The 13,128-nt window shown below is 60.7% G+C and carries 13 protein-coding genes; 10 read left to right on the top strand and 3 right to left on the bottom strand.

Annotated elements, in window-relative coordinates; all coding sequences use genetic code 11:
• Positions 1-198: 198 nt before the first annotated feature.
• A complete protein-coding gene (gcvT, locus tag ABD833_RS04115) occupies positions 199-1,302 on the bottom strand; it encodes a glycine cleavage system aminomethyltransferase GcvT (RefSeq protein WP_345071165.1) in 1,104 nt (367 codons plus the stop codon).
• A gap of 235 nt (positions 1,303-1,537) precedes the next feature.
• Between gcvT and ABD833_RS04120 the strand changes: the two genes are divergently transcribed.
• The 3 genes from ABD833_RS04120 to ABD833_RS04130 are packed head-to-tail and all read left to right on the top strand — an operon-like array spanning position 1,538 to position 3,976.
• Positions 1,538-1,903 carry a CZB domain-containing protein gene (locus ABD833_RS04120; protein ID WP_345071166.1) on the top strand — a complete coding sequence of 122 codons (366 nt, stop codon included), beginning with the start codon at positions 1,538-1,540 and terminating at the stop codon, positions 1,901-1,903.
• Positions 1,904-1,933: 30 nt separating this feature from the next.
• Entirely contained in the window at positions 1,934-3,475 is a 1,542-nt protein-coding gene (locus tag ABD833_RS04125) for a sensor histidine kinase (protein ID WP_345071167.1), read from the top strand.
• 57 nt (positions 3,476-3,532) lie between these two features.
• On the top strand, positions 3,533-3,976 hold the full coding sequence (locus ABD833_RS04130; protein WP_345071169.1) for a response regulator: 444 nt from the start codon (positions 3,533-3,535) through the stop codon (positions 3,974-3,976).
• A 107-nt stretch (positions 3,977-4,083) separates the two neighbouring features.
• On the opposite strand, the gene ABD833_RS04135 is transcribed toward ABD833_RS04130, so the two are convergent.
• Together ABD833_RS04135 and ABD833_RS04140 are read right to left on the bottom strand one after the other, a co-directional pair.
• Entirely contained in the window at positions 4,084-4,659 is a 576-nt protein-coding gene (locus ABD833_RS04135) for a ribonuclease HII (RefSeq protein WP_345071171.1), read from the bottom strand.
• 165 nt (positions 4,660-4,824) lie between these two features.
• Complete coding sequence (locus ABD833_RS04140; RefSeq protein WP_345071172.1) at positions 4,825-5,061, bottom strand: hypothetical protein; 237 nt, start codon at positions 5,059-5,061, stop codon at positions 4,825-4,827.
• Positions 5,062-5,481: 420 nt separating this feature from the next.
• On the opposite strand from ABD833_RS04140, the gene ABD833_RS04145 reads away from it, so the two are divergent.
• The 7 genes from ABD833_RS04145 to ABD833_RS04175 all read left to right on the top strand — a co-directional run bounded on the left by ABD833_RS04145 (position 5,482) and on the right by ABD833_RS04175 (position 13,026).
• Positions 5,482-6,072 (top strand): NUDIX domain-containing protein, encoded by a 591-nt coding sequence (locus ABD833_RS04145; protein WP_345071173.1) that lies wholly within the window; start codon positions 5,482-5,484, stop codon positions 6,070-6,072.
• Positions 6,073-6,231: 159 nt separating this feature from the next.
• Entirely contained in the window at positions 6,232-7,098 is an 867-nt protein-coding gene (locus tag ABD833_RS04150; RefSeq protein ID WP_345071175.1) for a lysophospholipid acyltransferase family protein, read from the top strand.
• 27 nt (positions 7,099-7,125) lie between these two features.
• Positions 7,126-7,413, top strand: coding sequence for an Asp-tRNA(Asn)/Glu-tRNA(Gln) amidotransferase subunit GatC (gatC, locus tag ABD833_RS04155; protein ID WP_345071177.1), 288 nt, complete (start codon positions 7,126-7,128; stop codon positions 7,411-7,413).
• A gap of 9 nt (positions 7,414-7,422) precedes the next feature.
• The gene (locus ABD833_RS04160; protein ID WP_345071178.1) at positions 7,423-10,464 is read left to right on the top strand and encodes a hypothetical protein; all 3,042 of its coding nucleotides are present in this window, start codon (positions 7,423-7,425) and stop codon (positions 10,462-10,464) included.
• Between the two features lie 13 nt (positions 10,465-10,477).
• Positions 10,478-11,203, top strand: a complete 726-nt coding sequence (locus tag ABD833_RS04165; RefSeq protein ID WP_345071179.1) for an ABC transporter ATP-binding protein — start codon at positions 10,478-10,480, stop codon at positions 11,201-11,203.
• A 142-nt stretch (positions 11,204-11,345) separates the two neighbouring features.
• Positions 11,346-11,897: a cob(I)yrinic acid a,c-diamide adenosyltransferase gene (locus tag ABD833_RS04170; protein ID WP_345071180.1), complete on the top strand. Its 552-nt coding sequence runs from the start codon at positions 11,346-11,348 to the stop codon at positions 11,895-11,897.
• A gap of 64 nt (positions 11,898-11,961) precedes the next feature.
• Entirely contained in the window at positions 11,962-13,026 is a 1,065-nt protein-coding gene (locus tag ABD833_RS04175) for a branched-chain amino acid aminotransferase (RefSeq protein ID WP_345071181.1), read from the top strand.
• Positions 13,027-13,128 lie beyond the last annotated feature (102 nt).

Below are 13,128 nucleotides of genomic sequence, written 5' to 3' on the forward strand. Positions count from 1 at the left end.
AGTTGCCTGTTGTGAGTTGCCTGTTGTGAGTTGCCTGTTGTGAGTTGCCTGTTGTGAGTTGCCTGTTGCCAGGGAGGCGGTCGGCCGGGCGGTAGTGCCAGGGCCGCCGCCATGGCCGAAGAGTTGCGACAGGAGTAAATGCAAAATTGCCAGCTGCCAGCTCGAACTGGCAACTGGCAACTCGTAACCGGCAACTGATTATTCTTCCGTCCCGGGCACGAAGGGTAGCTTTACTACCGTGGCGGGGAAGTTCTTGCCGCGCACCTGCACGAAAATCTTGCTGCCGGGCGCGCTCAGCTCGGTTTTCACGTAGCCCAGGCCCACGCCCTTGCCCAGCGAGGGCGACTGGGTGCCGGAGGTTACTTCGCCGATAGCTTCGCCGGCTTCGTCAACCAGCGGGTAGTGGCTGCGCGGGATACCGGGGCCGTCGAGCAGGAAGCCCACCAGCTTGCGGGTCACGCCTTCGGCCTTCTGCTGCCTGAGCGCTTCAGCATTGGTGAAATCCTTGGTGAACTTGGTGATCCAGCCCAGGCCGCCTTCCAGCGGGGAGGTCTGGTCGTCGATGTCGTTGCCGTAGAGGCAGTAGCCCATTTCCAGGCGCAGCGTGTCGCGGGCACCCAGGCCGATGGGCTTCAGGCCGTGGGGCTGGCCGGCTTCCATCACCCGGTCCCAGACCTGCCGGGCGTGCTCGTTGGGTACGTACAGCTCGAAGCCACCCGCGCCGGTATAGCCCGTAGCGGAGATAATGACGTTGGGTGCGCCGGCAAACGTGCCCTGCACGAAGGAGTAGTAGGGAATGCGGCTCAGGTCGGTATCGGTCAGGCCCTGCAGGGCGGCAATGGCCTTGGGGCCCTGCACTGCGAACAGGCTGATATCATCCGACACGTTCTGCATCTCGGCGCCCTGGGTGTTGTGCTGGCTGATCCAGTTCCAGTCCTTGTCGATGTTGGAGGCGTTGACCACCAGCAGGTAGTCCTCATCGGCCAGCTTGTACACCAGCAGGTCGTCCACGATGCCGCCCTCATTGTTGGGCAGGCAGGAGTACTGGGCTTTGCCGTCGGTGAGCTTGCTGGCGTCGTTGCTGGTCACGCGCTGAATCAGGTCGAGGGCCCGGGGGCCGCGCACCCGAAACTCCCCCATGTGCGACACGTCGAAAATACCCACGGCCCGGCGCACGGTGTGGTGCTCGTCGAGGTCGGAGGAATAGCGCACGGGCATATTGTAGCCGGCAAAAGGCACCATTTTGGCGCCTAGCTGCTGGTGAACGTCGTTTAGGGTGACGGTTTTGAGATCTTCGGCCATGGGTAGGATTGATTCGAAAAGAGAAGGGTAAGGCAGACGAGCCGCCGGAAGGGCAGGGCGAAATTAGCTATTTCCCTTGGCCGGGCGGCACGTCCTTCCCGTAGGAGTTCTTTAGCGGGCCCAACTACCCGCCGGGATTAACCGACGAGGGCCACTTTTCCCGGCTGCCGCCAGACACTACCGGCTGCCCCGGGCCCAACCCCCAACCTTAGCCGCCCCCGGCGGGCGTTTCCAGATGAACTTAGATCTTAAGCAGGATTTTGAAACGGCCATGGTCAAGCACCTGCTGTTCAAGTCCAAGCTCCGCTCCTTTCTCTACGGCACCAACCTGGCCGAAGGCCCCATCCGCGACCCGGATCAGTGCGGGCTGGGCATCTGGATTCAGGAAAGAACCAGCAGCGCCACCGGGAACCGGACTGAGTGGGCCACCCTGGATCGTTCTCACCGGCAACTGCACGTCGAGGCCAACCGCCTGATGGATATGCGCCTGCAGGGACACCCCGCCGAGGCTATTGCCGGCCTTTCGGATATCCACTACCTCACCGATCAGGTGACGGAGCTCTTACGAACCCTGGAGCAGAAGATGCGTACGGGTCGCTAATCTGCGTCAGTATCCCGCGCGGCCTGCCTCATGAAGCTGAAGCTTTCCACCAAACTCTTTGCCGGCTTTCTGCTCATCTCCGCGCTGTTTGCGGGGGTGGTCTTTGTCAACTACCAGCTTTCGCGCAAGGTATTGCGCAACTCCCAGCGCGTGGAGGCATCCCAGCGCCTCACGGGGGAAGCCTCCATGTTGTTCCGCAACATCATCGACATGGAGTCGGGCTTCCGGGGCTACCTGCTGCTGGGCAACGAGTTCACGCTCAAACCCTACTACCAGGGCGAGCGGGAGCTGCTGGGTCGCTTTTCCGAAATCCACGATCAGCTGCTCCCCACCGACCCGCAGTATGCCCGCATCACGCGCGCCCAGAAGCTGTTTCAGCAGTGGTCGTCGTTTTCGCATCTGCTGATCAGCGAAAAGCGCGAGGCCCGCCGCCGTAACCCCCGGCAGATTGCCATGGCAGGCATGGAGCACGGCGCGCTGGCCGCCAGCCTGACGGGCCCCCAGATCATGGACCAGATCCGGGTAATCTTTGACGCGTTTGACCGTACCGAGCTGGCGGCCCGCAAAAAAGTGCAGCAAAAGCTGGAGGAAAGCATCCGGCAGACGCGCCTCGGGTCGGTTATTATCACGCTGCTTTCCATTCTGGTCGGCTTGCTCTGGGCGGCCTACGTCACCCGCCTCATTGCCCGCCGCATTGCCACCATGGTAGCGCTGTCGACCCGCATTTCCGGCGGCGACTACATCACCCGCATCGACGATACGGATCAGGATGAGCTGACGGCGCTGGCTGACTCGCTCAACCTGATGGCTCGCACCATCGACTCGACCATCACCCAGCTGGAGCGACGCAACCAGGAGCTGGATCAGTTTGCCTACGTCGTCTCGCACGACCTGAAGGCTCCGCTGCGGGGCATTGAAAGCGCCTCGCGCTGGATTGAGGAAGATATGGGCCATAGTGTGCCACCCCATATTCAGGAATTTCTGGCCCTGATGCGGGTGCGGGTGCATCGCATGGAAAACCTGATTACCGGGATTCTGGATCTGGCCCGCATCGGGCGCACCCAGCTGGCGGAGGAGCGCATCAACGTCCGGGAGCTGCTGACTGAAATCGTGGACTCGCTGGAAAAGCCGCCGGGCTTCCGGTTTGAGCTGCCGACTTATCTGCCCACGCTCACTACCAGCCGGGTGCAGCTGCAGCAGGTATTTACCAATCTGATCAGCAATGCCGTCAAGTACCACGAACACCCCGAAGAAGGGGTGGTGCGCGTCGGTTGCCGCGAAGACCGCCAGCAGTACACCTTCTCCGTTTCCGATAACGGCCCTGGCATCGATCCGCAATACCACGAGCGGATCTTCGTCATTTTCCAGACCCTGACGGAGCGCGACACGCTGGAAAGTACCGGCGTAGGACTGGCCATCGTGAAAAAAATCGTGGAACGCCAGGGTGGAATCATTCGCGTTGAATCCGCTGAGGGTCATGGGGCCACCTTCGTTTTCACCTGGCCCAAAGAGCGGGTAGCCCATGCTGAGCGGCGGCCCGCCCCCAGTCAATTGGTGGCCGGCCCGGCCTAAAAAGTTCCTACGGCCGTATACTGTCCCAGCTTTTGCCTGTTCCGAACCAATCATTTTATGTCTGATAACGCCCTGGCTCCCTCCATTTTACTGGTCGAAGACGACCAAATGGACATCATGAACGTGCAACGCGAGCTGCGCAAGCACGATATCGTCTGCCCGCTGCACATTGCCCGCAATGGCCGTGAAGCCTTACACTTGCTCCGCGGCGATGGTGAACAGCCCAAAATCAGCAAGCCCACCGTCGTGCTGCTCGACATCAACATGCCGCGCATGAATGGCCTGGAGCTGCTCGACACGCTCCGGTCGGACCCGGAGTTTGTAGGCCTGAACGTGTTTATCATGACCACCTCCGATCTGGAAACCGACCGCCTCAAGGCGCAGCAGCTGGCCGTGAGTGGCTACATCATCAAGCCCCTGAGCTTCGATAACTTTGGGGAAGGTGGGACCACGGTGGATGGCTTCAGCCTGTTTCTGGACTTACTCAGGCTGAAGCAATAGCCGGGTTGTAGGTATCCGGTAAGAGGGAGGATCTTGCCGGCCGCAGGTCTTGCCCCTGGTCCTGGCGGTGTCTTCAGCAATCAGCCGGCCCGGCACGCCAACGCCTCCTACAGCAGCCGGAAGCCCATTCGATGATGCTCACAGGGGCCCTGCGCACGAATAGCGGCGCGGTGTTTTTCCGTGGGGTAGCCGGCATTCTGCTCCCAGCCATACGCGGGAAACTGCCGGGCCAGCTCGTGCATCCGGTCGTCGCGGAAGGTTTTGGCCAGCACGGAGGCAGCCGCAATACTGCGGTAGCGGCCGTCGCCCTTGATGAAGCAGGTGTGCTCGATTCCCGCGTAAGAGTGAAACCGGTTGCCATCGACCAGCAAATGCTGCGGCACCTGGGCTAGCGCGGCTACGGCACGGTGCATGGCCAGGTAGCTGGCGTTGGCAATGTTGAGCCGGGCAATTTCGGCCGGCGAAGCTTCGGCCACGGCCCACGCTACCGCTTCGCGGCAGATATCGGCCCGCACCAGCTCCCGCCGCCGGGCGGTCATCAGCTTGGAATCGTTCAGGAAGGCCGAGGTGAAATCAGGCGGAAGGATGACCGCGGCGGCGAAAACCGGGCCGGCCAAACAGCCCCGCCCCGCCTCATCGAGCCCCGCTTCGAGCGGATGGCCGGTGTAGGAAGCAAGCAGCATAGGCGGGTAAAGGTAGCACGCACGATTGGCAAGAGAAAGGGCCTCCCCGGCAGTCGTTGCTACCGGAGAGGCCCTTTCGAGAGGAGGTTTTACAGATATTCAGGCGTCAAAAACGAGAGCAGGGCGGACGGCACGCCGGCTCATCTGGTTCTGACGGCCGGCAACTTAATGACGGCCGGCCGTGGAGCCAATGTCGGGGGTCCCGGCTTCGCCGCGGCGGTTGCCTTGCTTGTCGCGGGGCCCTTCGTCGAGGGCGGCATCTTCTTCGGTGGTAATATACTCGTTGGTGAGGGGGCCCAGGCCGCCGGTATTCTGCAACAGCTCCGACTCGGCCTGCGCGTGTTTGAGGTTGAACAAAGGGTCGCCGGGTTGGGCAGAACGGTTGTTGGGTTGATTGGCCATACAATATCCGGTGCCGACCGGGATGTGAACGGCCGGCTATACCCGTGGTACGGCGGTCCGCCAGCGCGGGTTGAAGCAAGGCCAAAATGTTGTGCTCTGGTTTCGGAGCCAGGCACAAAAAAGCCGTTGCATCGCGCAACGGCTTTTTTCACACTAACCGGTTGGTCATTCATCCACCTATCCCAATACCGGTCGTGCAATACGCTGCTCAGTACTTCCTTTCCACAGTATAGCGAGCAGCGCTGGTTTCTTTCCGGAACAAAGCTACTTGCTGTCAGCCGGTTAAACCTGGTTTTTTTGATCAACCCGCTTCCCGGCTCGCTCAACTCCGTCTGCGGCCCGGTGGATGAGCTGACGACGGTTTGCCTACCTGACGAGTTGTACCTTTGTTGTCCGCCGGGCTTTCTCCCTTCTGAATTTATGACGTCACTAACCGATCCGGACTTCGACGAGAAGTACAACCCCTGGCAGCAGCTCAGCTCCGTGGTACACTACCAAAATCCCTGGATCAGCGTCCGCGAAGATCAGGTAGTTAACCCCACCGGGGGCCGCGGCATTTACGGGGTCGTGTCGATGAAGAACAAGGCGCTGGGCATTGTCCCGGTCGATGCCGACGGCAACACGTGGCTGGTGGGCCAGTACCGGTATCCGCTGAACGAGTACAGCTGGGAAATCCCGATGGGTGGGGGCCCGGTGGAGCTGGACATTCTGGCATCGGCCCAACGGGAGCTGAAGGAGGAAACCGGCTTCACGGCCCGCCGCTGGACCAACATTGCCCGCCTGCATACCTCCAACTCCGTCACGGATGAGGAAGGCTTTGTTTTCCTGGCCGAAGACCTGGAGCATGGCGACACCGAACCGGAAGAGACTGAGGACCTGCGCCTCTGGAAGCTGCCCCTCAGCCAGGCGGTACAGCTGGTGATGGATAATCGCATCACCGATGCCATTAGCGTCGCGGGGTTGCTGAAAGCCGAACGCATCCTGCGCAGCCGCCGGCCGGATATGGCTTAGGGTGGGTGGACAGTAAGGAAAAATGGCCGTCATGCAGAGCATAGCGAAGCATCCCGGAGAGGCCCGGCAGGAGAACCGGCCCGCGGGCAACGGCGGGGTAATACCCAGCCGGGAATCTTATCTTCCGGCTTCTAAGTTCCAGCGTCTAAATTTGCAGCCATGGGTCGTCTACTGCTTTTTCTGGGGCACCGCCTCTACACGGTCTGGAGCACCTTCTGGTTTGTGCTGCCCTTCGTGGTGACGTATCCGGCGCAGTGGCTGCTGAAGCACCGGCCGGCCTGGCATCCGCATCTGCACGCGCTCAACCGGGGCTGGTCTATTTTTGCCATCCGGATGTGGGGAATGCCGGTGGAGGTCATCAAAAAGAGCCAGCCTCCGGCAGGACAGCCCTGTCTCTACGTGGCCAACCACAGCTCCTACATTGATATCCCGCTGCTGTTCAAAGCCATTCCCGGATTCATTAACGTGGTGGGTAAAAGCTCCCTGGCCCGCGTGCCGCTCTGGGGCCCCATTTTCGGCAGCACGTATATCACGGTGAACCGGGAAAGTGCCATGAGCCGGGGCCGGGCCATGGTGCAGGCGCGCCAAAGTCTGGCGGCCGGCCGCTCAGTCGTCATTTTCCCCGAAGGCAGTATTTCGCCCCGCCCCGGCCAGGACATGCTGCCTTTCAAAGACGGCGCCTTCCAGCTGGCTATTGCTACGGGAGTGCCCATCGTGCCCGTCTCGATGCCCCTGAACCACCGCTTTATGCCCGATGTGGCCGGGCCGCTCCGGGTGCGCTACTCCCCCTTACGCATCGTGCTGCACGCCCCTATTCGGACCAGCCACCTGCTGCCCGCGGATGTTTCGGCCCTGAAGGAGCAGGCATTCCGTATTATTGCCAGCGAATTCCAACCGGCCGCCGCTGGCATTCCGGCCGCCTCCACGCTGCGCCGGCCGTCAGCCTCTGCCGGGCCCGCGGTGGCTGGTCCCGAAAACGCCGCCCCTGCCGCCGAAAATCCGCAGTTGAGTCTGCCCAGTTCTTAATTCCTGATTGCTAAATTCTGATTTCCCTTGAGTACCGACCTCCCTACCCTGCGCAAGCTGGCTCATCTGTCCCGCCTCGAATTCGACGCCACCAAAGAGCAGCAGATGCTCGGCGACCTGAACAAGATCCTGGACTGGGTGGCCGAACTCAGCAAACTCGACACCACCGACGTGGAGCCGCTGGTGCACCTGTCGCACGAAATCAACGTGCTGCGGCCCGACGTGGCCCACAACTCGGTGAGCCATCAGGAAGGCCTGCGCAACGCCCCGCGCAAGGATTCCGATTATTTCCGCGTCCCGAAAGTACTGGAATAACCCCCGCTAGTGCCGACTTCCGATTCCCGCTCCATCTGGCGCAGCCCGTTGCTGGTGCTGGGCCTGCTCGCCGGCCTGGCTATGGCCCTGGCGGGCTACCATTACTTCACCGGCGACGATTATACCCTGCGGGTGCAGGAGGTTGCCCAGCTTCAGCCCGTCCCCCTGGTCGTGCAGCGGGTAATGATTGGCCTCGACGCGCTGCCCGTGCGCGCCAACGGCTATATCACCACGCAAACCCACGACGTCAGCGGCCCCTTCGTCCGGGCGGAGGCGGCCGCGGCCCTGCTATTGCTCCTGGCGGGCTGCCTGGCTTATTTCCTGGCCGTAGTCAGCACTTTGCCCCGGCCGGCTTTCGTGGCGGGCATGGCCCTGCTGATTTTTCTGCTCATGTCCCTCAACGCCGATCTGCTCGGCCTCATCGACTCGCGGCAGCAGTACTTTCTGGTGGTAATGCTGCTGCTGTTGGGGCTGCCGGCTTTTGCCTTCCACGCCTTCTGGCCCCAGGCAGCCCTCTGGCAGCGCCTGCTGGTGTTCCTGGGGCTGGTAGCGGGCCTGAGTGCCTTCATTTTCCTGCGCAGCACCTACCCCACCGACACTACTGCGCTGCATCTGGTGAGCTTTGCGACGAGCAGCGGCGCCATTATCGTGGCGCTGCTGGTATTGTGGGTTGGCTTTGAGAATATCCAGGGGCTGCTGTGGTTTAATACCCAGGCCGAAAATCCGGGCAGCCGCTTTGGCCTGCTGCCCTTTGTGCTGGCCAGTGGTCTGTATCTGGGCATGTTGCTGCTGTACTACTGGAACAACGGCGAAGTATTTATTCTGCCCCACGTACGGCTGGAACCCTTGCTACTCTTACTGCCGGCCGTAGCCATCGGCTGGCTGAGTCTGCGCCGCCGGGCGGCTACGTACGGCCCCTGGGTACCCTACTGGCCCGGCGCGGCGCACCTCTACCTGATTCTGGTTGCCCTGGCCGCGGGCTTTCTGGGCTACGCCTTCGCCACCGCCAACGACCCGCTGATTACTGCCGGCCGTGATTTTACCGCGCTGGCTTTGCTGGTCTGCGGCACGGCTTTTCTGCTGTACGTGCTGATCAATTTTGGTCCTCTGATCAAACAGCGCCTGCGGGTGTACCGCGTGGTCTACGAGCCGCGGCGGCTGCCGTTCTATACAGTGTACCTGCTCGGTCTCGGAGGAATTATCGCGGTGGAGCTGCGCAACAATTTTTTTATCGTCAACCAGGTGCAGGCCGGATACTACAATAACCTGGGCGACCTCACCCGTTTGCAGAGCGAGCAGCAGCCCAATGCCGGGGCCCTGGCTTTACTGGCGGAGCGCTACTACGCCGAAAGCGACGTGCTGGACTTTCATAACCATCGCGCCAGCTGGGGACGGGCCGCGCTGTACCGCTTCCGGGCCCAGCGTCAGAACGAGATAAACGCCCTGCGCCGGGCTCAAAGCCGCTTGCCGTCGGAGAAGATTTCGCTCCGGCTGGCCGCTCTTTTCCCTGAGCCGACCGACTTCTTCGACCGGCTGCAGCTGTTGCGCGAAGGCCTGAAAACCGCGCCCCGCAGTGTCCGCCTCAACAACGACTTAGCCCAGCTCTACACCCGGTCTACCATCACCGATTCGGTCAACTACTACTTCAACCGCGCTGAGTCCTTTGCGGCGGGCAATCCGGTGGTGCAGGCTAACCGGCTGGCTTACCTGCTCCAGCTCCGGGATCTGACCACAGCTCAGCAGCTGGTGCAAAGTGAAACAACTAGGGCCCAAAACCCAGCCTGGCGCGGTAATGAAACCCTCCTGCAGCAGCTTGCCGGGTTACCTTCTTCGATTGACTCACCCTCCCCCACCACCTTCGCTCTTTCTACCGCCGACTTCGCATGGTACTATCATGATTGGCTACGACGGGCTAGTAAAGGCGATACCAGTCAGCTTCGCCAGCTTATCCGCCTAAGCAAAGTACCGGCGAATGACCGCTACGCGGAGCAGTTCACTTTTCTTCAGGCCCTGACGCAGTACTATGGCGGGCAGCCCGTGGCTGCCCAGAACACCCTGCAGCCGTTGGCGGCGGGCACCACCCCGGGCAGCGCCTACTATCAAAGCCTGGCCGGACTCTGGCTGCTGGAACCAGGCCTGCCGGCCTCGGCGGCCGTCCGCTTCCGGGAGGCCGCCCGGAATGGCTACCAGGAGGCAGCTCTTTTCCGGGCCTACGCCCAGGCCCTCAACAACCAGCCCGATTCGGCCCGGGCTTCGGCCATCCAGGCAGTTGCCTCAGCTACTCCGGTCCTGGCCGGACAGGCAGCCCGCCTGGCGGGCATCCTCAGCCTCGACTTCAGCCGGCAGTATTCGTCGGCCACCGATTCAACCCGGGCCCAGCTTCTGGTCTTACGGGGCAACGAGCTTGGTTCGACCAACCTGATTGCGCCGGCCGCCGCGTTGAATACGGTAGCGGCCCGCGAAGCCGCGCTGCTGGCTCAGATTCCCCGTGCCCTCCGGGCTGGCGAGTTAAGCGCGGCCCGGCAGGCAATCAGGCAGTTTGGCCCGGCTTCGCCAACCAGAACGCCCAGCTCTTCCCATTGGAACGTCCTGCGGGGCCAGCTATACGTGCAGGACAGGCAAAAACGGCTCCTGCACCAACTGCTATCGACGGCCTACTTTGCGCCATCGCACCAGCCGTATCGACTCTACTATCAGGCAGCGGCGGCCGAAATGGAGGGCCGGCCGGCGGCAGCCCAACTGTATGCCCGGTTGGTAGGCACAGCCCCGATGCTGGAAGCGGGCGTGTTGGCGGCGGCTGATTTTTATTCCCACCGGCAGGAATATACCAAGGCCTACAATTTTTTGTTGGAGGGATTAGCACATAATCCAGAATCAATTGCGTTATTGCAAGCATACACCCTGGCCGCTGTTCCAGCCGGACTTGCCTCTTACACGGCAGCTCCGCTGGAAAAGCTGCTCCAATTGCTTTCCCCTGCCGAATACCGTACCTTTCATACCCAGTACGAAGCTCGCCGCCGCGCTCAGGCGGCGGCGGCCCCCTGGAATTAAACCCGGCCCGTTTATGCTACCTCCCGTAATTGAAACCCACGACATCGCCAAGGAATATCAGATGGGTACGGAGCGTATTCACGCCTTACGCTCGGTGACCATCACTATCCAACGAGGCGAATACGTAGCCTTTATGGGTCCCTCAGGATCGGGCAAATCCACGCTGATGAACATCGTGGGCTGCCTCGACACTCCCAGCCGCGGCAATTATGTTCTGAACGGCAAGGATGTCAGCCGAATGTCGGACAACCAGCTGGCGGAAGTTCGCAACAAGGAGATTGGCTTTGTATTCCAGACCTTTAATCTGTTGCCCCGGGCTACTTCGCTCGACAATGTTGCCCTACCGCTTATCTACGCCGGCTACAGCAAAAGCCAACGCGAGGAAAAAGCGCTGGAGGCGCTGCGCAGCGTTGGCCTGGCCGACCGGGCCAAGCACCGGCCCAACGAGCTTTCCGGCGGGCAGCGCCAGCGCGTCGCTATTGCCCGGGCGTTGGTCAACGACCCCAGCATAATTCTGGCCGATGAGCCCACGGGTAACCTTGACTCCAAGACGAGCCATGAAATCATGGATTTGTTCGAGGCGCTTTACGTGAAAGGCAATACCATTATTATGGTGACCCACGAAGAAGACATTGCCCGCTACGCCCACCGGATTGTCCGCCTGCGCGATGGACTGGTAGAGTCTGATTTACCCAACAATGACATTGCCACGCTGCACAACCAGGTGCTGAATGGCTGATTTTTTTGTTTACTTCTTCGGGAGGCCTTTTTAAAGTTGGTGCATCGACTTAACGGTTGCCGCACTACTTTAAAAAGGCCTCTTCCGTGTAGTAAAACCGTGCACCCGTAGCGACAGAACAACCCGCTTTAACCAGTGATCCATGAAGATTTACACCAAAACCGGCGACAAAGGCCTGACTTCCCTCATCGGTGGCACGCGCGTTCCCAAATCCAGTCTGCGCATTGACTGCTACGGCACCGTAGACGAGCTGAATTCTTACATCGGCCTGCTCCGCGACCAGGAAGTGAATGCCAGTCGACGCGACCTGCTCAAAGAAATTCAGGACCGCCTGTTCACTATGGGGGCTGCGCTGGCCTCCGATCCGGAGAAATCGAAGATGAAGATTCCGGATCTGCACGCGGAGGACGTAGTGATGCTGGAACGGGAAATGGACCAGATGAATGAAGGGCTGCCCGAGCTGCGCGTTTTTATTTTACCCGGTGGTCATCCATCCGTTTCCTTCGCCCACGTAGCTCGCTGCGTCTGTCGGCGGGCGGAACGACTGGTTATTGCCTTGCAGGAAGAATCCTTTGTGGCCGAATTAGTGGCCATTTATCTGAACCGGTTATCCGATTACCTGTTCGTCCTGAGTCGGCAGATGGCGCACGATTTGGGGGCCGAAGAGGTTAGCTGGAAACCACGCCTGTCGTAGGACCGCTTCAGGTTCGTTTGCCTGTCGTAACTTGCCGCTCCCATCCATTTTCACTCCCCCTTCTATGCTCGAGACCCTGACTATCCGGACCCAACGCACTACCGCGTCCCGTCTGGAGCACCTGGACCCTGACCACATTGAATTCGGCAAAATCTTTTCCGATCATATGTTCGCGGTAGACTATCGCGACGGCGAATGGCAGACCCCTCAGATTGTGCCCTACGGCGATATGGCCGTAAGTCCGGCCAATTCGGCTTTGCACTACGGCCAGGCCATCTTTGAAGGCATGAAAGCCTACAAGAACGCGGAGGGCCACATTGCCTTGTTCCGGCCGACCGACAACCTGCACCGCCTCAACGCCTCGGCCGAACGGATGTGCATGCCCCCGCTCCCGGAGGAGTTGTTTATGCAGGGGCTCACCCAACTCATTCGCCTCGACGCGGCCTGGGTCCCCAATACGCCCGGCAGTGCGTTGTATATCCGGCCGTTCATGTTTGCCACCGACGGCTTCATTGGGGTGCGCCCTTCCGAATCGTACCGCTTTATAATTTTCACCTGTCCGGTTGGCTTATATTACAATAAGCCGTTGCGGGTACGATTTGAAGAAACCTACGTGCGCTCGGCGGAAGGTGGCGCGGGCTTCGCCAAGAATGCCGGCAACTACGGCGCCGCCATGTACCCAACCAAGCTGGCTCAGCAGGAGGGCTTTCATCAGCTGATCTGGACCGATGCGTCCGAGCACCGTTACGTGGAGGAATCCGGGACCATGAACGCCGTTTTCATTATCGATGGCAAAATCATTACCCCGGCGCTGAGTACCTCCATTCTTGATGGCATTACCCGGCGTAGCATCCTGCAGCTGGCCCGCGACTGGGGCCTTACGGTGGAGGAGCGCAAAGTATCGGCCACTGAAATCATGGCGGCGCAGGCCGCCGGCACGTTGCAGGAGGCTTTTGGAGTAGGTACGGCGGCCACCATTGCTCCTATTGCGGTTATTGGCTACCAGGGCCACGAGTACGAACTGCCGACGCCTGGTCCCGATTCTTTCGCCCAACGCATGGGGGCAGCGCTGAATGCTATCCGCACCGGTACGGCACCCGACGAACACGGCTGGATGGTGGAAGTGTAGTTTCGCCGTTTGCCCGGTTCTGCAACGCCCATTGCTGGCTCCGGCCAGTGGTGGGCGTTGTGTATTTTCTACCTTTATTTCTTTAGTCCCCATTTTTCACCA

The sequence above is a fragment of the Hymenobacter fastidiosus genome (assembly GCF_039539565.1).
Lineage (GTDB): Bacteria > Bacteroidota > Bacteroidia > Cytophagales > Hymenobacteraceae > Hymenobacter > Hymenobacter fastidiosus.

What these genes read in the sequence shown, in the direction of transcription:
- ABD833_RS04145 (WP_345071173.1), top strand. Translation starts at nt 5,482, where the DNA reads ATGACGTCACTAACCGATCCGGACTTCGACGAGAAGTACAACCCCTGG.
- ABD833_RS04125 (WP_345071167.1), top strand. Translation starts at nt 1,934, where the DNA reads ATGAAGCTGAAGCTTTCCACCAAACTCTTTGCCGGCTTTCTGCTCATC.
- ABD833_RS04150 (WP_345071175.1), top strand. Translation starts at nt 6,232, where the DNA reads ATGGGTCGTCTACTGCTTTTTCTGGGGCACCGCCTCTACACGGTCTGG.
- ABD833_RS04120 (WP_345071166.1), top strand. Translation starts at nt 1,538, where the DNA reads ATGAACTTAGATCTTAAGCAGGATTTTGAAACGGCCATGGTCAAGCAC.
- gcvT (WP_345071165.1), bottom strand. Translation starts at nt 1,302, where the DNA reads ATGGCCGAAGATCTCAAAACCGTCACCCTAAACGACGTTCACCAGCAG.
- ABD833_RS04135 (WP_345071171.1), bottom strand. Translation starts at nt 4,659, where the DNA reads ATGCTGCTTGCTTCCTACACCGGCCATCCGCTCGAAGCGGGGCTCGAT.
- ABD833_RS04170 (WP_345071180.1), top strand. Translation starts at nt 11,346, where the DNA reads ATGAAGATTTACACCAAAACCGGCGACAAAGGCCTGACTTCCCTCATC.
- ABD833_RS04165 (WP_345071179.1), top strand. Translation starts at nt 10,478, where the DNA reads ATGCTACCTCCCGTAATTGAAACCCACGACATCGCCAAGGAATATCAG.
- ABD833_RS04140 (WP_345071172.1), bottom strand. Translation starts at nt 5,061, where the DNA reads ATGGCCAATCAACCCAACAACCGTTCTGCCCAACCCGGCGACCCTTTG.
- ABD833_RS04130 (WP_345071169.1), top strand. Translation starts at nt 3,533, where the DNA reads ATGTCTGATAACGCCCTGGCTCCCTCCATTTTACTGGTCGAAGACGAC.
- ABD833_RS04175 (WP_345071181.1), top strand. Translation starts at nt 11,962, where the DNA reads ATGCTCGAGACCCTGACTATCCGGACCCAACGCACTACCGCGTCCCGT.